Origin of the sequence: Actinomyces urogenitalis (assembly GCF_002861525.1) — a bacterium.
Taxonomy (GTDB): Bacteria; Actinomycetota; Actinomycetes; order Actinomycetales; family Actinomycetaceae; genus Actinomyces; species Actinomyces urogenitalis.
The window spans coordinates 1-20,497 of sequence record NZ_PKHA01000009.1; the positions used below are offsets into that span (position 1 = coordinate 1).

General features: G+C 70.0%; 16 protein-coding genes. 9 read left to right on the top strand and 7 right to left on the bottom strand.

Going from position 1 to position 20,497, the window contains the following annotated elements; all coding sequences use genetic code 11:
* Window positions 1-493: 493 nt before the first annotated feature.
* Entirely contained in the window at window positions 494-1,033 is a 540-nt protein-coding gene (locus CYJ26_RS08270) for a DoxX family protein (protein WP_101638261.1), read from the top strand.
* A 138-nt stretch (window positions 1,034-1,171) separates the two neighbouring features.
* On the opposite strand, the gene CYJ26_RS08275 is transcribed toward CYJ26_RS08270, so the two are convergent.
* The 4 genes from CYJ26_RS08275 to gatC all read right to left on the bottom strand — a co-directional run bounded on the left by CYJ26_RS08275 (window position 1,172) and on the right by gatC (window position 6,219).
* Entirely contained in the window at window positions 1,172-2,557 is a 1,386-nt protein-coding gene (locus CYJ26_RS08275) for an NAD-dependent malic enzyme (RefSeq protein WP_101638262.1), read from the bottom strand.
* A 326-nt stretch (window positions 2,558-2,883) separates the two neighbouring features.
* Window positions 2,884-4,380, bottom strand: a complete 1,497-nt coding sequence (gene gatB / locus CYJ26_RS08280; protein WP_006549300.1) for an Asp-tRNA(Asn)/Glu-tRNA(Gln) amidotransferase subunit GatB — start codon at window positions 4,378-4,380, stop codon at window positions 2,884-2,886.
* Between the two features lies 1 nt (window position 4,381).
* On the bottom strand, window positions 4,382-5,917 hold the full coding sequence (gatA, locus tag CYJ26_RS08285; protein WP_034236063.1) for an Asp-tRNA(Asn)/Glu-tRNA(Gln) amidotransferase subunit GatA: 1,536 nt from the start codon (window positions 5,915-5,917) through the stop codon (window positions 4,382-4,384).
* Window positions 5,914-6,219 carry an Asp-tRNA(Asn)/Glu-tRNA(Gln) amidotransferase subunit GatC gene (gatC, locus tag CYJ26_RS08290; RefSeq protein WP_006549298.1) on the bottom strand — a complete coding sequence of 102 codons (306 nt, stop codon included), beginning with the start codon at window positions 6,217-6,219 and terminating at the stop codon, window positions 5,914-5,916. The genes gatA and gatC overlap by 4 nt, the downstream gene beginning before the upstream one ends.
* 182 nt (window positions 6,220-6,401) lie before the next feature.
* Here gatC and CYJ26_RS08295 point away from each other — a divergent pair, with 182 nt between their 5' ends.
* Complete coding sequence (locus tag CYJ26_RS08295) at window positions 6,402-8,240, top strand: L,D-transpeptidase (protein WP_101638263.1); 1,839 nt, start codon at window positions 6,402-6,404, stop codon at window positions 8,238-8,240.
* An 80-nt stretch (window positions 8,241-8,320) separates the two neighbouring features.
* Here the strand turns inward: CYJ26_RS08295 and ligA are convergent, their stop codons facing one another.
* Window positions 8,321-10,804 (bottom strand): NAD-dependent DNA ligase LigA, encoded by a 2,484-nt coding sequence (gene ligA / locus CYJ26_RS08300; RefSeq protein ID WP_034236100.1) that lies wholly within the window; start codon window positions 10,802-10,804, stop codon window positions 8,321-8,323.
* A gap of 16 nt (window positions 10,805-10,820) precedes the next feature.
* Window positions 10,821-11,597 (bottom strand): SOS response-associated peptidase, encoded by a 777-nt coding sequence (locus tag CYJ26_RS08305; RefSeq protein ID WP_006549294.1) that lies wholly within the window; start codon window positions 11,595-11,597, stop codon window positions 10,821-10,823.
* 111 nt (window positions 11,598-11,708) lie between these two features.
* Between CYJ26_RS08305 and CYJ26_RS08310 the strand changes: the two genes are divergently transcribed.
* Together CYJ26_RS08310 and CYJ26_RS08315 are read left to right on the top strand one after the other, a co-directional pair.
* Window positions 11,709-15,062: an FtsK/SpoIIIE domain-containing protein gene (locus tag CYJ26_RS08310; RefSeq protein WP_101638264.1), complete on the top strand. Its 3,354-nt coding sequence runs from the start codon at window positions 11,709-11,711 to the stop codon at window positions 15,060-15,062.
* Window positions 15,063-15,324: 262 nt separating this feature from the next.
* Complete coding sequence (locus CYJ26_RS08315) at window positions 15,325-15,573, top strand: WhiB family transcriptional regulator (protein WP_006549291.1); 249 nt, start codon at window positions 15,325-15,327, stop codon at window positions 15,571-15,573.
* A gap of 87 nt (window positions 15,574-15,660) precedes the next feature.
* On the opposite strand, the gene CYJ26_RS08320 is transcribed toward CYJ26_RS08315, so the two are convergent.
* Window positions 15,661-17,121 carry a sensor histidine kinase gene (locus CYJ26_RS08320; RefSeq protein ID WP_024035037.1) on the bottom strand — a complete coding sequence of 487 codons (1,461 nt, stop codon included), beginning with the start codon at window positions 17,119-17,121 and terminating at the stop codon, window positions 15,661-15,663.
* Window positions 17,122-17,245: 124 nt separating this feature from the next.
* Between CYJ26_RS08320 and CYJ26_RS08325 the strand changes: the two genes are divergently transcribed.
* The 5 genes from CYJ26_RS08325 (at window position 17,246) to CYJ26_RS08345 (ending at window position 20,484) form a co-directional block, all read left to right on the top strand.
* Window positions 17,246-17,743, top strand: a complete 498-nt coding sequence (locus tag CYJ26_RS08325) for a DUF2505 domain-containing protein (protein WP_006549289.1) — start codon at window positions 17,246-17,248, stop codon at window positions 17,741-17,743.
* A gap of 129 nt (window positions 17,744-17,872) precedes the next feature.
* The gene (locus tag CYJ26_RS08330; RefSeq protein WP_006549288.1) at window positions 17,873-18,316 is read left to right on the top strand and encodes an OsmC family protein; all 444 of its coding nucleotides are present in this window, start codon (window positions 17,873-17,875) and stop codon (window positions 18,314-18,316) included.
* Window positions 18,317-18,326: 10 nt separating this feature from the next.
* Entirely contained in the window at window positions 18,327-18,998 is a 672-nt protein-coding gene (locus tag CYJ26_RS08335) for a hypothetical protein (RefSeq protein WP_006549287.1), read from the top strand.
* Window positions 18,995-19,882: a thymidylate synthase gene (locus CYJ26_RS08340; protein ID WP_006549286.1), complete on the top strand. Its 888-nt coding sequence runs from the start codon at window positions 18,995-18,997 to the stop codon at window positions 19,880-19,882. The genes CYJ26_RS08335 and CYJ26_RS08340 overlap by 4 nt, the downstream gene beginning before the upstream one ends.
* Complete coding sequence (locus tag CYJ26_RS08345) at window positions 19,879-20,484, top strand: dihydrofolate reductase (RefSeq protein ID WP_006549285.1); 606 nt, start codon at window positions 19,879-19,881, stop codon at window positions 20,482-20,484. The genes CYJ26_RS08340 and CYJ26_RS08345 overlap by 4 nt, the downstream gene beginning before the upstream one ends.
* The last annotated feature ends 13 nt before the right edge of the window (window positions 20,485-20,497 follow it).

Below are 20,497 nucleotides of genomic sequence, written 5' to 3' on the forward strand. Positions count from 1 at the left end.
AACCAAGGCAGGCAAACCAAAACAAAACAAGAACAACCAACCCCAAAAAACCAGGGCCAGCCATCCCACTATGGCATAAAAAACATGACACACTATCGAGTTCTCAAACAACACACCCACCCGGATCTTGGTGACCTTCGGAAGGCCATCTCGCTCCGGCGAGCGACATCCGCAAGACTAAGACATTTGCAGTTTCGATGTCAACCTCAGGACCATTGATCCCGGTCACATCAGATGCGATCGTCATCTTGGGGTTAGGCGATCGATCGGGCTTTTGACTCGACCTCTCGGCGCAACGGGAAGTACTTTAGCCAGATGCCACCGGGCTTCGTCAACTTGAGAGAGCATGACCTGACCCACATAGGCAAGCCTAGCCACACCGACCCGATCTCCCACCTCCTCGCACAGAGAGCCCTATGGTTTGCGCCGAGTTGCTTCAACCCTCAACATCCCTGAGTCCGGCACAGCTGGGTTCTTAGACCGAGGAGGTCTGTTGGCTACATCCAACACCCCCGTCGTCTTCCAGGACGACATCATCACTCGCCCAGGCGCGCGCAAGGCCCGGGCGATTCTGCGCATCCTCGTTGGCTTCTACTTCCTGTGGGCCTTCACCGACAAGATGTTCGGGCTGGGCTTCTCCACACCTAGCGAGCGCTCAGTGCTCCATGGCGGTCGGCCTGCGCAGGGCTTTATCAAGGCGGTGCCCCAGGGACAGCCGCTGGAGTCCTTCTTCTCCCTGTTCGTCAACCCCGTCGGTGACTGGCTGTTCCTCCTGGGTCTGCTCGGCCTCGGCCTGGCCCTCATCCTGGGGATGGGGGTCAAGGTCGCCGGTGTCGCAGGTCCGCTGCTCATGGCGCTGATGTGGCTTGCCGAGCTCCCGCCGATTCACTCCGGCGAGGCGTCGAACCCGCTCATTGACGACCACTGGTTCCTGGCGCTCATCTTCGTCGTCGTCATGCTGACGCGAGCAGGCGACACCTGGGGCCTGGGACGCTGGTGGGCGTCCAAGGTCGGCGACAGCTGGCTGCGCTAGGGCCACCGGTTCCCGGCCTGGCCGGATAAGACGTTGGGGGTGCACACGATCCCGTGTGCACCCCCAACGTCTTATCCTTGTCTTGCCTCCGTTGCCGGTCCCAGGCTGTAGCCGCCTCAGGCCGGCAGCAGCCTCGGCTCAGGACTCGGCAAACTTGCGCACCGCGCGAGCCACGGCCTCAGCCACCCGGGTGTCAAAGGCACCGGGGATGATGTAGACGGGGCTGAGCTCCTCAGCAGCAATGACGCCGGCGATCCCGGTGGCGGCCGCCCGCAGCAGGTCGGTCGAGATGTCGACGATGCCAGTGTCCAGCAGCCCCCGGAACAGTCCAGGGAAGACCAGCACGTTGTTGATCTGGTTGGGGAAGTCCGAGCGCCCGGTCGCCACGACAGCCGCGTAGTCCGCAGCGCCGATCGGGTCGACCTCAGGAGTCGGGTTGGCCATGGCAAAGACGATGGCGTCCTTGTTCATGACCGCCAGGTCCTCGGGCTGAAGCAGGTTGGGCCCCGACACCCCGATGAACACGTCCGCGCCCGTGAGCCCCTCCTTGAGGGAGCCGGTGACCCCGCGCGGGTTGGTGTTCTCAGCCAGCCACTTACGGTGCTCGTTCATGCCCTCGGTGTGCGCACCGTCCAGCGCCCCGTCACGTCCGTAGCCAACGATGTCCGTGGCGCCGTGAGCCATGAGCAGCTTGGCAATGGCGGTACCGGCGGCGCCCACGCCCGACAGCACGATGCGCACGTCCTCGATCCTCTTGCCGACGATCTTGAGGGCGTTGATGAGCGCTGCCAGCGTGACGACGGCGGTGCCGTGCTGGTCGTCGTGGAAGACGGGGATATCCAGCTCCTCACGCAGACGTGCCTCGATGTCGAAGCACTTGGGGGCGGCAATATCCTCCAGGTTGATGCCGCCGTAGACCGGGGCGATCGCCTTGACGATCTGGATGATCTCCTCGGGGTCCTTGGTGTCCAGGGCAACCGGCCAGGCGTCAACGCCACCGAACTGCTTGAACAGCACCGCCTTGCCCTCCATCACCGGCATCGAGGCCTTGGGGCCGATGTCCCCCAGACCCAGGACAGCGGTGCCGTCCGTGACGACGGCGACCGTGTTGCGCTTGATGGTCAGCTGACGGGCGCGCTCGGGGTGATCGTAGATGGCCTTGCACACACGAGCCACACCAGGGGTGTAGACCCGGGCCAGGTCACGGCGGTTGTGGATCGGGGTTCGCGGCGCGATCTCAACCTTGCCACCCACGTGGGCCAGGAAGGTGGAGTCACCCACGTTGTGAACCGTCACGCCCTCCAGGGCCTTGAGGGCCTCAACCAGCTCGCCGCGGTGCTTGGAGTCGCGGGTGTCCGCGGTCAGGTCGACGATGAGGGTGTCACCGTCAGTGTCAGCGACGTCGACGCCGTTGACGATCGCACCGGTCGCCGAGGCGGTGTCCACCAGGGTCGTCACCGCCTTCTGTGAGGCGGGCACCTCCAGGTGAAGGGCGACGGTGTAGCTGGGGCTTGGCTGGGCCATGAGGTCTTCCTCTGCGTAAGCGGTCAGCGCAGACGCTGCGCGATTGTCGTTGCGGGACACCACGAGCCTAGTCCGAAGACGCGAACACCTGTTCACGCGGCGTCCACGTTTCGAGATGTTGCCGTGGGACGACGACGCAGCCTCCCCTCCCCGCACATCCGTGCCCCGGCCACCGGCTCTCCGTCAGGCCCACTGGACAGGCAAGGACCGCCAGCAGAGGCAGGACAAGGCGGAGCACAAGCAGCACAAGGGGCCCGGCTGGCAGGATCGCCTGCCAGCCGGGCCCCAGGGCGCAGAGCACTCGGCGGGGAGCACTCGTGCCTTCATCAGGCGCCGACGCGCTCCATGACCAGCTCACGCACGCGCTTGGCATCAGCCTGACCACGCGTGGCCTTCATCACGGCACCGACGATCGCCCCGGCTGCCTGGACCTTGCCACCGCGGATCTTGTCCGCAATGTCAGGGTTGGCGGCCAAGGCCTCGTCAACGGCAGCCAGCAGCGCCGAGTCGTCAGAGACAACCTCCAGGCCACGGGCCTCAACGACAGCCTCGGGGTCGCCCTCACCGGCCAGGACCCCCTCAAGGACCTGACGCGCGAGCTTGTCTGTCAGGCGGCCCTCGTCAACCAGCTTCTGGAGCTCGGCAACCTGCTCCGGAGTGACAGCCAGCTCCTCCAGTGCGACCTCCTGCTCCTTGGCGGTGCGGGAGAGCTCACCCATCCACCACTTACGGGCAGCCTGGCCAGAGGCTCCAGCCAGCGTCGTCGCCTCAATGAGCTCCAGGGCGCCGGCGTTGACGACGTCGCGCATCTCCTCATCCGCCAGGCCCCACTCCTCCTTGAGGCGACGGCGCTTGGCGGCCGGCATCTCCGGCAGGGAGGCGCGGATCTGCTCCACCCAGTCCCGGCTCGGGGCCACGGGCACGAGGTCAGGCTCTGGGAAGTAGCGGTAGTCGTCAGCGTCCGACTTGACGCGGCCTGGCTTGGTGGTGCCATCAGCCTGACCGTGACGGGTCTCCTGGAGGACCTCTCCCCCAGCCGCCAGGATGGCGGCCTGACGCTGGATCTCGTAGCGGATGACGCCGTCAATCCCACGGAAGGTGTTGACGTTCTTGGTCTCGGTACGCGTGCCCAGCGGGGCGTCAGGGCTCGGGCGCAGGGAGACGTTGACGTCGGCGCGCACGTTGCCGCGCTCCATACGGGCCTCGGAGACTCCCAGGGCGCGGAAGATGTCACGCAGGGTCCGCACGTAGCTCGCCGCGACCTCGGGAGCCTTGGCACCGGCGCCGATGATGGGCCGCGAGACGATCTCCACCAGAGGCACACCGGCGCGGTTGTAGTCCACCAGCGAGTGGTCCGCGCCTTCGATACGGCCGTCCGCACCACCAATGTGGGTGTTCTTGCCGGCGTCCTCCTCCATGTGGGCACGCTCGATCGGCACGGTGAAGAAGCTGCCGTCCTCCAGCTCGACCTCCAGGGCGCCGTCGAAAGCGATGGGCTCGTCCGACTGCGAGGTCTGGAAGTCCTTGGCCAGGTCCGGGTAGAAGTAGTTCTTGCGCGCAAAGCGGCAGGACTCGGCGATCTGACAACCCAGTGCCAGACCGATACGGATGGCGTACTCCACGCCCTTGGCATTGACCACCGGCAGCGCGCCAGGCAGGCCCACCGAGGTGGGGGTCACGCGGGAGTTCGGCTCCCCGCCGAAGGCGACAGGGGCGGCGTCGAACATCTTGGTAGCGGTGCCCAGCTCGACGTGCACCTCCAGGCCGATGACCGGGTCGAAGCGGCGCACCGCCTCGTCGTAGTCCATGAGCTCGTCAGCCATCTCAGGCCTCCTTCTCGTTCAGCTCGGGGGCGCGGTCCAGCAGGTGGCCGCCCCAGCTCTCCTCCAGCGTGGCCTCCAGGACAGCGCCCACCCGGTACAGGCGGTCGTCGGCCCGCTGCGGGGCGAGGACCTGGAAGCCGACCGGCAGGCCGTCGTCGCTCAGCCCGGAGGGCAGGCTCATGCCGGGGATACCAGCGAGGTTGGCAGGGATCGTGGTGACGTCCAGCTTGTACATCGCCAGCGGGTCATCCTTCTCCCCGAAGCGGTAGGCCGTCACCGGCGCCGTGGGCGAGACCAGGACGTCAAAGCGCTCCCACGCGGCGTCAAAGTCACGCTGGACCAGCGTGCGCACCTTCTGAGCGCTGCCGTAGTAGGCGTCGTAGTAGCCGGCGCTGAGTACGTGGGTGCCCAGGATGATGCGACGCTTGGCCTCATCGCCGAAGCCGGCGCCGCGAGTGGCTGCCATGACGGTCTCCGCCGTCACCGGACCGGATGTGGGCTCCACGCGCAGGCCATAGCGCATGCCGTCATAGCGGGCGAGGTTGGAGGAGACCTCAGCAGGCATGATGAGGTAGTAGGCGTCCAGCGCGTACTCCAGATGAGGCAGGGAGACGGTCTCGATCACCGCACCGGCCTCCTCCAGCAGCGTCAGTGCCGCGTGGAAGGAGTCCAGGACACCGCTGTGGTACCCCTCTCCCCCGTCCAGCTCGGCGATGACGCCGACGCGCAGACCAGTGAGGTCACGGCCGGCCTGGGCCGCACGCACCACTTCAGCCATGCCGCGCGGAGCGTCGGACAGCGAGGTCGAGTCCAGCGGGTCGTAGGAAGCCATGACGTCGTGCAACAGGGCTGTGTCCAGGACGGTGCGGGCCATCGGGCCAGGGGTGTCCAGAGACGAGGCCATGGCGATGACGCCGTAGCGCGAGACGGTGCCGTAGGTCGGCTTGACGCCGACGGTTCCGGTGACAGCCGCGGGCTGGCGGATCGAGCCGCCGGTGTCCGTACCCAGGGCAAGCGGGGCCTCAAAGGCGCCGACGGCGGCCGCCGATCCGCCCGAGGAGCCGCCCGGGATACGTCCCAGGTCCCAGGGGTTGGCGGTGCGGTGGAAGGCCGAATGCTCGGTCGAGCCACCCATGGCGAACTCATCGAGGTTCGTCTTGCCCAGGATCGGCATGCGGGTCGCACGCAGGTTTGCCACGGCGGTGGCGTCGTAGGGCGGGATCCAGCCCTGGAGGATCTTTGAAGCAGCTGTGGTGGCCTGACCGCGAGTGACAAAGAGGTCCTTGACCGCCACCGGGACACCGGTGAGCTCAGGAACCTCGCGTCCCTGGCTACGGGCCTCGGCCCGGGCGGCGTCCGCAGCGTCGGCGTCGGACAGGGCCTTGGCGGCGTCGACGTCCAGGAAGGCACCCACGGCGCCGTCGACGGCCTCGATACGGTCCAGGTGGGCCTGGGTGAGCTCGCGTGCGCTCAGGTCGCCGTGGGCCAGGGCGGCCGCCTGCTCAGCGGCGGTGGCCTTGATGAGGGAGGTGGTCATGAGGCGGAGTCCTCTCCCAGGATCTGCGGCACGAGGAACATGGAGTCCTCACTCGCCGGGGCACCGGCAAGAAGCTCCTCGACGTCGAGCGTGGGGCCCGGCACGTCCTCACGCAGCACGTTGGTCAGCGGAACAGGGTGTGAGGTGGCCGGAAGGTCAGGCGTGACAACGCTGGTAACCCGGGCGAAAGAGGACGCGACGGCGTCCAGCTCCCCGGCCAGGCGCGTCACCTCCTCATCGGTCAGGGCCACGCGCGCGAGTGCCGCGACTCGGGCGACCTCGTCCTTGGAGATGGCAGACATGCGGCTGAGTCTAGCCGGAGCGCCCGGTGCCAGCGTTACGGCACATGCACGATCTCACAGCATTGAGACAGCCAAGCTGATTGACAATCGGACTATCTCCCGTTGTCATGGGCCTTACAGACTCTGCGTCAGGTGGAGCATGACCGGGGTGGCCTCAGGTACCCCAGAACTGAGAAACAGGAATGCACGACGAGGAAACGGTCCGGGGCTCAGGATCCTCCGCCCAGCAGGCCGGTACTTCCACGACTCCGCAGCCGGCCCTGCCTACGCCCTACAGCGAGCAGACCAGCGTGCGTCGGACCTCAGTCTTCGGCGCGCAGCCGGCCTCCACCGGTGCCAGCACCGGTGGCGACACCGAGTCCCTGCCCGCAGTGCCTGCCGCCGCCCAGACAGCTGTGACGCCCAGCCCGTCAGCACCCAGCCCGCAGACGGCTGCCGCTCCCATGCCCGCGGCCGTCCCGCCTGCCACCAGCCAGACCTCGACGCTGCGCTCGGCCGCAACGCCTGCGGTCCCCGCGCCCGCCCCCGAGACGGAGAGCCCGAGTGAGCCGGCCGACGGCGACGGTGAGCGCACCGCCCGCAGCCACCGCTCCGAGCGCAAGAAGCGCTGGCCGCTGTGGACCGCTGCCGCGGCTCTCCTGCTCCTGGGCGTCTCCGGCGCCGGCGGCTACGCCTACGCCTCCCACTACGCTGACACCGCCGTGCCCGGCACGAGCGTGGGCGGGGTCGACGTCTCGGGCAAGACCCGAGAGCAGATCGTGGAGCTCGTCTCCAAGCGGGCCCAGGACGCCGCCGTCACCATCAGCGGTGACGTCGAGGCCACCGCCTCTCTGGAGGACCTGGGGACCACCATCGACGCCGAGGCCACCGCTGACGCCGCCATGGCGCGCTCGGCCGACGTCCTCGACCGCTTCAAGGCCCTGGTGACCGACAACAACGTCGCGGTGGTCACCACCGCCAACGCAGACACCGCGGCCTCCTACGCCGCCTCGCTGGTCCCTGAGGACCAGGCCAAGGCCGTGGACGCCACCGTGACCCTGGCCGCCGACGGCGCCAGCTTCACCACGACCCCGGCGGCCGACGGCACGGGCCTGGACCCGGCCCCGCTGGAGAGCACGGCTGCCAAGGCCGCCCAAACTCTCAGCTCGCAGACGGTCGAGCTGAGCTACACCACGGTGGCTCCGACCGTCTCCGACGCTGACGCCCAGGCCGCCGCGGACAAGGCCAACGGGCTGGTCGGCCTCGACGTCACGGTGGCGACCACCGACGCCTCCTCCAGCTTTACCGCCGACGCCCCGACTAAGGCCTCGTGGATCACGATCAAGCCCGGCCAGGACTCCAAGCCTGCGGTCTCGGTCGACGCCGCGAAGGTTGGGGAGTGGGTGGCGGCCCAGAGCGCCCAGGTAAGCAAGGACCCGGTCACCGGGCAGCGCAACGTCAACTCTCGTGGAGAGGTCGTGGCCACACGGGTCGAGGCCGTCAACGGCGTCGTCGTGTCCAACTCTGAGGACCTGACCAGCGCCATCACGCAGTCCCTGACTGAGGGTAAGGCCTACAGCGGCTCCTTCGTCACCTCCGAGGTGGAGGCCAGCTGGGAGGACCGTACGATCGCCGACGGCGCGGAGAACCTCATCTACCAGGCCGCCCCTGGGGAGAAGTGGGTCAACGTCAACCTGGCGGCCAAGACCGTGACGGCGTATGAGGGCGCGACCGTGGTCCGCGGCCCGGTCTCAATCGTCGACGGCGCCGCCGAGACCCCCACGATCACCGGCACCTTCAAGGTCTACCTGCAGTACGCCTCACAGACCATGCGCGGCAACAACGTCGACGGTTCGCGCTACGTCACCCCGGACGTACCCTGGGTGTCCTACTTCCAAGGCGGCTACGCCTTCCACGGAGCTCCGTGGCGTTCGAGCTTCGGCTACTCCGGCTCACACGGCTGTATCAACATGCCGGTCAGCGAGGCCAAGTGGATCTACGACTGGGCCGAGATCGGCACCACCGTCGTCAGCCACTACTGAGACCGGCGGTGCGGGAGCGATCCCGTCACGCACCATGACCGACGGCGGGGCCTGAGCCGGCCACCCGGCGGTCCGGAGCCTCAGTCCTCCTGCTCGGGGTCAGCGGCCGGACCGTGCTCAAGCAGGGCGCGGAAGCCCTCCTCATCCAGCACCGGGACCCCCAGCTCACGCGCCTTGGTCTCCTTGGAGCCGGCGTTGGCGCCGACGACCACGTAGCTGGTCCGCTTGGACACCGAGCCGGCAGCCTTTCCTCCCCGCGCGACGATGGCCTCCCTGGCCCCCTCACGCGTGAAGTGCTCCAGCGTCCCGGTGACGACGACGCTCAGCCCGGCCAGGGTCTGCGGCGCCGTGGTCGTCACCTCGTCCTGCGTGCGCACCCCGGCCGCCGCCCACCGGTCCAGGATCTCGCGGTGCCAGTCGACCTCCAGCCACTCCTGCCAGGCGGCCGCGATCGTCGAGCCTACGCCGTCGACCTGGCTGAGCTCGTCGAGGCTGGCCTGGCGCAGTGCCTCCAGCGATCCGAAACGGGCTGCCAGGGCGCGTGCCGCCGTCGGCCCGACGTGCCGGACCGACAGAGCCACCAGCACGCGCCACAGCGGCTGGGCCTTGGCGGCCTCCAGCTGAGCCAGGACCGCCGTGGCGTTCTTGCCAGGCACGCTCGCCTTCTTGACCTCGCCGTCCGGGGTGTAGGTCTGCTTGGTCCAGAAGAAGCGTGCCAGGCGCCAGTCCCCGGTCGCCTCGCCCCGGCGTCGGACGCTCTGGTAGACGAAGACCTCTGCCAGATCATCCTCACTCAGCTCGAACAGCCCGGCCTCGCCGGTGAGCACCGGCTCCTGCTCGCCGATCCCGTGCTCCTCCAGGTACGTCCTGGCCAGTCCCAGGCGCTGCGCCGGTGCCAGGCTCTCCAGGTCCTTGGTCCTCAGACGGATCCTGCCGCGCTCCGTCTCCAGGTAGCGTCCGGCCGCCAGCGCCGCGAGCGCCTCCTCTCGCCCGGCGTCGGGCTGGGTCAGGGCGGCAGCAGCCTCGTCCCCCAGGCCCTCGACGTCCAGGGCACCGCGCGAGCCGACGTGCGCCACGCGCTCGGTCACCTGCGCCGGGCAGGAGCGGGTGTTGGGGCAGCGCAGGTCGACGTCGCCCTCCTTGGCCGGGGCCAGAGGGGTGCCGCACGAGGGACAGGCCGCCGGCATGACGAAGACCCGTTCGGAGCCGTCACGGGCCTCGACCACCGGCCCGACGATCTCGGGGATGACGTCGCCAGCCTTGCGCAGGACCACAAGGTCACCGATGCGCACGCCCTTGCGCGTGACCTCCTCGGCGTTGTGGAGCGTCGCCCTGGCCACCGTCGACCCGGCGACGAGAACCGGCTCCATGATGCCAAAGGGCGTGACTCGTCCGGTTCTCCCAACCTGCACGTCGATGTCGAGCAGGCGCGTGTGCACCTCCTCCGGCGGGTACTTGTAGGCGGTGGCCCAGCGCGGCACGCGCGAGGTGTATCCGAGCCTGCCCTGCTGATCGCGCGCGTCGATCTTGAACACGATCCCGTCGATCTCGTGGATCAGGTCGTGGCGGTGCTCGGCGTAGCGCTCGATATAGGCCTCCCGCTCGGCGCGGCCGACGACGAGGGCGTTGTAGGGCGAGACCGGCAGACCCCACCCGGCCAGGAGCTCGTACCACTCGTGCTGGAGAGCCGGCAGCTGCTCACCCGGAGCCGGGGTGTAGGCCCCGATGCCGTGGGCGATAAAGGCCAGCGGCCGCGAGGCGGTGATGGCCGGGTCCTTCTGTCGCAGGGAGCCTGCGGCAGCGTTACGCGGGTTGGCGAAGACCTGGAGCATGGCCTCCTTGCGCACGCGCTTGCCGCCACCTTGCTCCTCCAGGGCGCGGTTGCGCGCCTCGCGGCGGGCGTTGTCCTCCTGGCGCTCACGGTTGAAGCGCGCAAAGGCCTCGACCGGGAAGTAGACCTCGCCGCGCACCTCGATGAGGCTGGGGACCTGGTCGCCGCTGAGCCTGTGGGGCACGCTGGCGATGGTGCGGACGTTGGCGGTGACGTCCTCACCCGTGGTCCCGTCCCCGCGGGTGGCCGCCCGCGTCAGTACGCCGTCGGTGTAGGTCAGGGCCACTGCCAGGCCGTCAATCTTGACCTCGGCGGTCATGGGCAGGCTCGCGTCTGCCACGCCCAGGTCCGCGCACACGCGCTCAGCCCACTCCTGGACCTCCTCCAGGCTGAAGACGTCCTGCAGGGAGTACATGCGCTCGGCGTGGGTCACCGGCGAGAAGGCCTGCGCCCGGCCTCCGCCCACGCTACGGGTGGGAGAGTGGGGCACGCGCAGCTGCGGCCAGGCTGCCTCCAGGTCCTCCAGCTCGCGGTACAACGCGTCATAGGCGGCGTCCGAGGTCGTCGACTCGGCGTCGAGCGCGTCATAGTAGGCGGCTCGTGCTCGCTCAACGAGCTCGGCCAGCTCCTCCCAGCGGCGTCGGGCTTCCTGCGGCACGGCCTCCGCGTCGTCCCTGGGGCCGTGCGGGGCGGGGGTGGTGGACTGGGTACTCACCGTCCCATCTTCCCTCATGGCCAGGCCCACCGGGTCAGGCCACGGGCTCGATGAGCTGGGGACCGCGCGAGCGGGAGGAGCTGATCTGGGGTCCTACCTCCCACCACCTCAGCGCCGGGCGCGCCCCCGCCAGGAGCGAGGCGACCTGCGTGGGATCGTGGAGCGTGGGATCGAGCCAGGAGTCGACTGCCGTGCGTGAGAGGACCACAGGCTCACGCTCGTGGAGCCAGGCCAGGTCCTCACGCGCCGGCCGGGTCAGGATGGTGCAGGTCAGCATCCAGGTCCCGCCGCGGTGGTCATGGATGCTGGGTCCGGGTCGCAGCGGCGGGTGGGAGGAGGGCACACGCCACCACGAGCACAGCCCGGCCAGCGCCAGCGGCTCCTCGTCCTGGCGGCACACGGCGTAGGGACGGGACCGGATCTCCTCCTCGCGGCCGCCCGCACCGGTCGGGCGGTGCCACTCGTACCAGCAGTCAGCAGGCACGACGGCACGGAAGGAGCGGAAGGACTCACGGAAAGTCGGCTTGCTCGCGGCGGTCTCACTGCGGGCGTTAAAGGCCCGGAAGGCCTGGCGAGCCTGGGTAGCCCATGAGGCCAGCAGTCCCCAGCGCGCGCACCGCAGCTGACGGGTGAGGTTGCCCGCCTGGTTCCCTGCGCCGTCAGTAGCCACACGCTCGACCACGACGCGCACGTCCGTGCCGGGAGAGATGTTCCATGAGGCCTCAACATCCTCCGGCAACGGCAGGGGCTCGGCGTCGAAGTAGCTCACCAGCGCCGCGCCGCCACTCCACGACCCGTAACGTCCGCACATGGGTCCAGGGTGTCACAGCCCGGGCTCCACAGGCACGTGCCGTGACACCCTCGGCACCGTCCGTCCACAGGCGCGCAGCAGCGGGACCCGCGGTCTTGGCATGGTGAGCCCATGACGACCTCCCCCGCAGCCTCAGCCAGGCAGGCACAGGCTGCGCTCGCCTGCACCTGGCACCTGGCGGTGGTCCGCGGGCCTGACACTGGGCTCGTCCTGGCCCTGCCTGCACAGGACAGTCTTGTGATTGGCAGGGGTGAGATCATCACCGACCCCTTCGTCTCGCGCCAGCACCTGCAAGTGCGCACCCGGTCCGCCTCCGTGAGCGTCAGCCTCGGCAAGGAGGGGCTCACAGCCCGCTGGCGGCGACGCCGTCTGGGGCCCCTCCTGCTCCCCAGCCTGGGAAGGCTCGGTCCTGAGTCCCGGTGGAGGCAGGGCGAGCGGCTGCGGGTGGGATCGACGTTGCTGGAGCTGCGACGTCGTCCCTCCCGGCTCGCACCGCACACCGGCCGCAGCCACCACAGGATTTCCTGGCAACGTCTGGTGATGATCGTGGGACCGCTACTCATGGTCCTGGCAGTCCTCGCCATGGTGCTCACCCGAGGAGCACCGGCCCGCAGCTGGTCGGCGGGTCTCATGGTGGTGCCGATGGCGCTGATGGCCCTCAGCCGCATCGGCACGCGCGAGGCAGGCGGCTCCAGCCGGCGGCGGGGAGCCACGGGCTGGAGCGGGAGGGACCCGGACCCGGCGCAGATGCTGCTCCTGCTGGCTCGGCCCCGCTCCGCCGCCTCCTCGCAGGAGGCCACCACCCTCACCGCATGGCTGGCGCGACGAGGCCGGCGCACCCTCATGGAGCTTGACCCTGGAGAGTGCCAGGCGCTGTGCGGGCCTCAGGCCGACCGGGTGCTCACCTGGTGGTGCGCCCAGCTCGTGGCGGCCGGACTGGCCATCGCGCGGCCCCAGGAACGGGGCTGGCAGCTGTGGTGGCGGGCGCAGGGGCAGCAGGCCAGCGGTGCCCTGGCTTGGTCCGAGGAGGGCGTACCTGCCAGTGCCACGGCTGTGCGCACCCAGCCCCGGTGGCCTCACCCGCCCTCCTCGGGCTGGGCCCAGGCGGCCACCGAGCTCATCACCCAGGCCTGGAGGGCACAGGCAGGCCTGGCTCCCACCGGCGTGGAGGGAGGACCGTGGGAGGACGGGCTGCCTGCGCAGGTGCCACTGTCCTCGATCATTGGCGTGGTGGACCAGGACCTCGTGGCTCGCCAGTGGGCCCGGCCGCCTCAGCCCGGACGCCTGCCAGCGGTGCTGGGCGTGAGCGAGCACGGGCAGGTAGTGGCCGACCTCGTTGAGCACGGACCCCACGCCCTGCTGGCGGGCACCACGGGCTCGGGCAAGTCCGAGCTGCTGAGGTCCTGGCTCCTTCAGCTCGCCCTCGCCCTACCGCCGCAGCGGCTCAGCCTAGTGCTGGTGGACTACAAGGGTGGCGCGGCCTTCGGAGCGCTGACGCAGCTGCCGCATACCGCCGGTGTGCTCACGGACCTCGACCCGGCACTGACCACGCGAGCGCTGGCCTCCCTGGAGGCGGAGGTTCGCCGCCGCGAGAGCCTGCTGGCCGACCTCGGCGTGGCTGACCTCGCTGCCTGGGAAGCCATGGCCTCACCGACCGCTGTGCCCGAGGAGCAGCCGGGCGGCACCGCCGGCGAGCGCTTCCTGGCCGGCTCCGGTGCGCCGGGTCCCCCGCCGCCCCGGGTGGTCATCGCCGTCGACGAGTTCGCAACCCTGGCCTCAGCCCACCCGCAGGTGCTGGACACTCTGGTACGTGTGGCGGCCCAGGGACGCAGCCTGGGGCTGCACCTGGTGCTGGCGACCCAGCGCCCCAGTGGGGCGGTGTCCCAGACGGTGCGGGCCAATGTCAGTGTGCGGGTGTGCCTGAGGGTGCTGGATGCGGCGGACTCGCGCGACGTCCTTGACCACCCTCAGGCCTCACTGCTCTCAGCGCATCCCGGACGGCTCATGGTCAGCGGGCTGGATGAGGCCGAGGGCCTGGTCCTGCAGGCTCCGTGGTGCGGGGCGCCTGTGGGCAGGCGCCAGAGCGTGGAGGAGATGGTGGCCGAGCTGGCTGCCGCGGCGCGTGGGTGCGGGACATGCCCCTGGCGCCCCTGGGCAGACCCGTTGCCTGAGCGCGCACGGCGACCGGGCAGCGTCGAGGCGGCGAGGCAGGCCGGCATCATGATGGCGCTGGTGGATCAGCCACACACGCAGAGCCTCGCGACCTGGTCCTGGTCAGCTGCCCAGCCGCTGGCCGTGCTCGGCTCGCCCGGTTCGGGTCGCTCCACAGCGCTTGCCTCGGCCGCCCTCGGCTTCCTGGCCTACGCCTCACCCGACGGCGTCAGGCCCGCCGGTCACGGCGTGCACCTGTGCGGCCTGCCCGATCACGTCATCCGGCAGTGGCCGGCCCTGGCCGACGGCGCCGCAGGGGTGGGCACGGTGGTCGGGGCGAGCGATCCCCGACGCCTGGCACGCTTGTGGGAGCTGGCCGCCTCCGGCGAGCTCCGCGGGGACCTGCTGGTGCTCGACGACGTCGACCGCCTGGCAGCCGCCGTCGACTCCTCTCGCGGTCCGGGCGAGGGGCTGGCCCTCCTGGAGTCCCTCATCCGCACCAGTGCGTCCCTGGGCACGCACCTGGCGCTCAGTGCTCCCCTGGCTGCTGCCTCAGCCCGCTGGGCGACGACGCTACGCACCCGCCTGGTGCTCGGCGCCAGCCAGGCGGGCCAGGCCGCTGTGGCAGGCCTGCCCCGTGGGGTGCGCACCGGCGACCTTCCCGGACGCGGCGTCCTGCTGGGAGCCGGGCCCGATCCGGCCCAGGCGCCGGAGTGCCAGGTCCTCCTGCCCGCGCCGGCAGAGGCCGGCCACGGCCCGGGCCCCATCGCCCTGAAGGAGATTCCGCGATATCTTCCGCTCGCTCCGCACGCTCCCGGTAGCAGCCCGCCTGCCCTGTGGGCGGTGGGTGGAGACCAGGCCCGGCCGATAGAGCCTCCCTGCGGCAGCGTCCTGGTCATGGGACCGGCAGGATCAGGGCGCTCGACGGCGCTGCGGGTGCTGGAGTCCGTGTGTGTCGGCCAGGCCCCGCTGGTGGTTGACGACCTGGACCTGTGCACTGCGGCTGAGCTCGGCAGGGTCGAGCAGGCGCTGGCCGAGGGCCGCACGGTGCTGGCCTCCGCCCTGACCGAGCGGGTAGCCACGAGCTTTCGCGGCGCCCTGGCCGAGCTGCGAGCCAGGGCGGATCTGGTGGTGCTGTGGCCGGGCGTGGGACCAGCGGCCCAGGCTGCCGGCGTGAGCCTGCGCGCGGTCTGTGACCCGCAGGCACCCACGCAGCCCGGTCGCGGGGCGCTGGTGCGACGTGGGCAGGCCATGGCGCTCCAGGTGGCCTGCCCCGTGCCCGCAGGCGAGGCCGTCTCGCGGGTTCGTGCGTGAGGGGATGAGGAGCCCAGTGGCAGGTCGGCACCGCCGTGAGCGGGCCCTGGCGTCAGGCATGCGCGTTCACGGCCTGATTTCAAGGATGCGTACCTGTGAGGATCACGACAGCATCTCGGACGTAGGTCTCATCGTGCATCTCTTGCCCTCCCTGTGCCCACGTGTGAAGGTTTCCCCAGAACGCGGTCACCCGCTGTTCACCTTCGAGGCGCGCCGCCTCAGCTGAGCAGCTGACTGCAGCACGACCCCGAAGGGAGCCCTCATGGACTGGCGCAGCCAGGCAGCATGTCTCACAGTTGACCCTGAGCTCTTCTTCCCCGTTGGCAACACTGGTCCGGCCATCGCCCAGATTGCCCAGGCGAAGGAGGTCTGCGCCCGCTGCGACGTCGTCGACACCTGCCTGAAGTGGGCGCTGGAGAACGGCCAGGACGCCGGTGTCTGGGGAGGCATGAGCGAGGACGAGCGCCGTTCGCTCAAGCGCCGGGCCGCCCGCGCCCGTCGCTCCTCCTGACCCCCCGGCCTCACCCACGCAAGGCGCCCCCGAAACCGCGGTTTCGGGGGCGCCTTGCGTTGCCTTACCTGGCCAGCAGCCCTACGCTCAGGACTCCTGCAGCCGGGCGTGGACGACGACGTCGGTGCCCTGGCCGCCGTCGGCCGGCTGCCAGCTGATCGAGCCACGCAGCTCGCCACGCACGAGCGTCTGGATAATCCGGGTCCCCAGCCCCGTCATGATCGTGCCCGGAGCCACGCCAGCACCGTCGTCGATGACGTGGACCTCCAGGTGGCTGCCCTCGCGCTGCGCCGTCACCGTCACCACGCCGTCGCGGTCCTCCAGACCGTGCTCGACGGCGTTGGTCACCAGCTCGGCGAGGACGGTGGCCAGGGCCTGGGCGGCATCAGCCTCGACCACGCCGAACTTGCCCTCCAGACGCGTGGTGACCCGTCCCGTGGCCGTAGCCACCGAGGCCGCCCCGCGCAGGATGGAGGAGAAGACCTCGTCAAAGTCCACGGTCTCGTCGACGTTGTGGCTCAGCGCCTCGTGGACGGTGGCGATGGTCGCCACCCGGCGCTCGGCCTCGGCCAGAGCCTCACGAGTCTCGTCGTTGGTGGCGCGCCGTCCCTGCATGCGCAGCAGCGCGGAGACGGTCTGCAGGTTGTTCTTCACCCGGTGGTGGACCTCGCGGATGGTGGCGTCCTTGTTGAGCAGCACCTGCTCCCGGCGCCGAATCTCCGTGACGTCACGTACCAGCAGCACGGCGCCGGCGCGGTGTCCGCCCAGCGTCAGTGGGATGGAGCGCAGGGACAGGAAGGCTCCGCCGACCTCAACCTCGGTCAGCCAGGCCTGACGTCCCATGAGCACCACGGCCATGGTCTCGTCCACCGGCGTGCGCTCGGGGATGATCGAGGTCACCGCCTCGGCGAGCTGGCGTCCCTCCAGCTCACCGTCGATGCCCAGGCGGTGGAAGCAGGAGTAGGCGTTCGGCGTGGCGAAGCGGACCCGGCCCTCGTCGTCGAGGTGGACCACGCCGTCGGCCACGCGCGGGGTGCCGTGGCGCATGACGGTGCCGGCGCCACGGATGGGGAAGGTGCCTTCGGCAATCATGGTGCACAGGGAGTCGGCCAGGTCTTCCAGCAGCTTGTCCCCCAGGCGACCACCGCGGATCAGCCCGACCGAGGTCTCGCGCGTCATGATCGCCACCGCGTGCCCGTCGCTGACCACCGGCACGTACTCCTCGCGCACCGCCGTCGTCCCGGTCCACTCCGGGTCTGAGGCCACGAGGATCTGCTCGCCGTCATAGGCCTCGACCGCCATAGCCTCGCGGGCCGTGGGCATGCGCCGCCCGATGACGTCCTCGAGGTGGACCGTGTTGCCGCCTGAGGGCCGGCAGTGGGCGATGGCGACGAAACGCCCCGAGTCCGTCTTGGCCCACAGGACGAGGTCGGACACCGACAGGTCGGCAATCACCTGCCAGTCGGCAACGAGCTGGTGGAGCCAGTCCAGGTCGGCCGGGCCCAGGTCAACAAGGCCACGGATAGCGAGAGGCAAGAGGTTTGACACACGTGGATCGTACCGAGGCAGCCACGACCTGTGCAGGAGGGACCAGTAGGCCCTGAGCGCAAGAGCTCGCCGGATCGACGCACCTGGCGTGAGGTGGCCAGGCACCACGTGGCAGGATCAAGGCATGAAGAAGACCGTGACGATCACCTACCCCGCTACCACCGAGCGCGTGGCCGCGATGCTCGCTGACCCCCAGTACCTGCGCCAGCGCCTGGGCAGGATCGGCCTAGAGGAGGCCGACGTCGACGTCGCCGCCCGCGGCCGCGGTTTCGTCTCCACGCTCTCGGGCACGGTCCCGCCCAGCCGCCTGCCGCAGGCCGCCGCACGCTTCGTACGCTCCGCCGTCGGCTTCACCCTCAGCGAGTCCTGGGACGAGCCTGCCGACGACGGCTCTCGCCGTGGCAGCCTCGACGTCACCGTCTCTGGCGCGCCGGTGCGCCTGGGGGCGAGCTCGCGCCTGGCGGCCTCCTCCCCGCAGAGCACGAGGCTGACGATGGACCTGGAGCTGAGCGTCAGCGTGCCGCTGATCGGGCGGACGCTGGAGGACAAGGCGATGGGGATGGTCGGCGCCGTGGTCGCTGACGAGGAGAAGCGGGCTGCCGCCTGGCTCGCCCAGCACTGAGCCGGCGTCGCCCGTCCGCGGGCCAGGCTCACCGGCTCGGGGACGCCCGGGGCTGCTGCTCGGCCAGCCCCGGGCGAACACGCAGGCGCGCACTAGTCCTGCTGCCGGGTGCCGTGACACGATCAGGCCATGACTGACACGCCCGACATCATCACCCCGACCGAGACCAACTCCGTATGGGCTGAGCGCACCGGCACACGCCAGTACCTGGCGCACAACGCGCGCGGCGGCGAGGTCCGTGTGGGGATGGGGCCAGGCGAGTTCTCCCCCGGCGAGCTGCTCAAGATCGCCCTGGCGACCTGCAACACCCTGTCCGCTGACCACCGCCTGGCCAAGGCCCTGGGCGAGGACTTCGAGGCCAACGCCATCTGCGCCTCGATCAAGAACGAGGAGGAGGAGCGCTACTCCGACCTCGACGTCCAGATCGTCACGGACCTGTCCGCCCTGAGCCCGCAGCAGCTGGCGACCCTTCACGAGCGCGTCGAGGGCGCGATCGAGCGTGGCTGCACGGTGGGCCACACCCTGGACAAGGGCGCGGCGATCCGTCTGCACCTGCTCGGTGACGAGGACTGAGGCACGAGCTGTGGCACGCCGTTCTACCGCCTTCGAGCGCGCGCTGGACAAGGCGCTGGCGATCCCGGCACGCCGTATCGAGGACAACGTCGCCCATATGCGACGCGAGTTCCCTGGATCCGACGTTGCTGAGCTCACGCACCGCGCCGCTGACCGCTTCCGCACTGAGTCCGGCCTGACCTCCGGAGCCGTTGGCGCCTCAGCCGCGCTGCCTGCCGTGGGCACCGGTACCGCCGCAGCACTGACGGTTGGTCAGACGGCGGTCTTCCTGGCCAGCGCCGTCAAGTACGTCCTCACCGTCGCCGAGCTGCAGGGCATGCGCGTGGTCGACACTGACAAGCGCCGCGCCCTCGTGCTCTCCGCCCTCCTGGGGCCCGACGGCGCCGAGGCCATCCAGGGATCCCTGGGCCTGTCCACCCTGTACTGGGCAGCACAGTCCCTGGCCCAGATGCCGATGCCCACGGTGCGCTCCATCAACGCCCAGCTGGTGAGGCGCCTGGCCAAGCGTCAGGCCGTGCGCGGCGGGGCGCTGGTCCTGGGCCGCCTCATCCCCTTCGGGATCGGGGCTGCCATCGGGTGGAGCGGTGGACGCGCGTTGGCCAACCAGGTCATCGAGGGCGCCCAGGCGGCGCTGGGGCCCGCACCGCTTGATACTGACGCCATCGAGGTGATCGAGGCATGACACTGCCAGTCCAGGGCGTGGCCTGCGCCCCCACCCGTTACCCGAGCCTGGCCAGGCTCGGCCTGCAGGCCCCCCAAGACATCGACGTCGCCTATGAGGAGCTGCTGGCCGAGGTCTTGCTCGACGGCGCGCCCAAGGGCGACCGGACCGGCACCGGGACCCGCTCCCTGTTCGCCCGGCAGCTGCGCTACGACCTGTCCCAGGGTTTTCCTCGCGTCACCACCAAGTTCGTGGCGATGAAGGCGGTCAAGGGCGAGCTGCTGTGGTTCCTGCAGGGCGCGAGCAACATCGCCTGGCTGCACGAGCAGGGCATCACGATCTGGGATGAGTGGGCGGACGAGCACGGTGAGCTCGGCCCGGTCTACGGCGTCCAGTGGCGCTCTTGGCCCAGCCGCCGCGGCGAGGCGATCGACCAGATCACCCAGCTGATCCACACCCTGCGCCATGACCCGGACTCGCGCCGGATGCTGGTCTCGGCCTGGAACGTCAGTGAGCTGGGCGCGATGGCGCTGGCTCCCTGTCATGCCTTCTTCCAGTGCTACGTGGCTGACGGCCGCCTGAGCCTGCAGGTCTACCAGCGCAGCGCCGACCTCTTCCTCGGGGTCCCCTTCAATATCGCTTCCTACGCCCTGCTCACCCACATGCTGGCCCAGCAGGCCGGGCTGGAGCCTGGGGAGCTGGTGTGGACCGGCGGCGACTGTCACATCTACGATAACCACCTCGCCCAGGTGCGCGAGCAGCTCTCCCGTGTGCCCCAGGCCTATGCCTTCCCCACCCTGCGGCTGCGCCACGCCGAGTCCATCGACTCCTACACGATGGAGGACATTGACGCCTCGGCGGGCTACCAGCACCACCCGGTGATCAAGGCTCCGGTGGCGGTGTGAGCGGCGTCGGCGCCGTATGGGCCCAGGACGCCCACGGTGTGCTGGGCGCGGACGGTGACATGCTGTGGCGGGTGCCGGCTGACTTCCGCCACTTCAAGGCCACGACGCTGGGTGGCGTAGTCATCATGGGGCGCACCACCTGGGAGTCGATCGGTGCCGCGCTGCCCGGACGCGCCAGTATCGTGCTCACCCGCGAGCCTGGGTGGACGGCGCCTGACGCCGTCGTCGCCGGAGGGCTGGACCAGGCTGTGGAGCGGGCAGAAGACCTGCTTGCCGGGCTCGGCCCTGATCCACGTGAGGAGGCCGTGCGCGCCCTGCCGCGGCTGTGGGTGATCGGCGGCGGCAGCGTGTACGCCCAGGTACTGGCCGCGGGGTGCGTGGACGAGCTGGTCATCAGCGTCCTCGACCTCGACGCCGCCGAGCGCGCTCGTCAGCGAGGGTTGGCGCCCACCCAGCTGGTCCACGCCCCGCAAATCGACCCGGCCTCCTGGCACCTCACGAAGGCCAGGGAGCCGGGGTCGGTGAGCGACCCGCCGGGTACATGGCGCCCGGTGTCCGGCGATGCGCGCTGGCGCGTGGACCACTGGCGGCGCCGTTCCTGAGTACCCACCCGGT

Bases quoted from the DNA above. Each gene is read 5' to 3' on its own strand.
- CYJ26_RS08275 (WP_101638262.1), bottom strand. From the start codon at position 2,557: ATGGCCCAGCCAAGCCCCAGCTACACCGTCGCCCTTCACCTGGAGGTG.
- gatB (WP_006549300.1), bottom strand. From the start codon at position 4,380: ATGGCTGACGAGCTCATGGACTACGACGAGGCGGTGCGCCGCTTCGAC.
- gatA (WP_034236063.1), bottom strand. From the start codon at position 5,917: ATGACCACCTCCCTCATCAAGGCCACCGCCGCTGAGCAGGCGGCCGCC.
- gatC (WP_006549298.1), bottom strand. From the start codon at position 6,219: ATGTCTGCCATCTCCAAGGACGAGGTCGCCCGAGTCGCGGCACTCGCG.
- CYJ26_RS08295 (WP_101638263.1), top strand. From the start codon at position 6,402: ATGCACGACGAGGAAACGGTCCGGGGCTCAGGATCCTCCGCCCAGCAG.
- ligA (WP_034236100.1), bottom strand. From the start codon at position 10,804: ATGAGGGAAGATGGGACGGTGAGTACCCAGTCCACCACCCCCGCCCCG.
- CYJ26_RS08305 (WP_006549294.1), bottom strand. From the start codon at position 11,597: ATGTGCGGACGTTACGGGTCGTGGAGTGGCGGCGCGGCGCTGGTGAGC.
- CYJ26_RS08310 (WP_101638264.1), top strand. From the start codon at position 11,709: ATGACGACCTCCCCCGCAGCCTCAGCCAGGCAGGCACAGGCTGCGCTC.
- CYJ26_RS08315 (WP_006549291.1), top strand. From the start codon at position 15,325: ATGGACTGGCGCAGCCAGGCAGCATGTCTCACAGTTGACCCTGAGCTC.
- CYJ26_RS08325 (WP_006549289.1), top strand. From the start codon at position 17,246: ATGAAGAAGACCGTGACGATCACCTACCCCGCTACCACCGAGCGCGTG.
- CYJ26_RS08330 (WP_006549288.1), top strand. From the start codon at position 17,873: ATGACTGACACGCCCGACATCATCACCCCGACCGAGACCAACTCCGTA.
- CYJ26_RS08340 (WP_006549286.1), top strand. From the start codon at position 18,995: ATGACACTGCCAGTCCAGGGCGTGGCCTGCGCCCCCACCCGTTACCCG.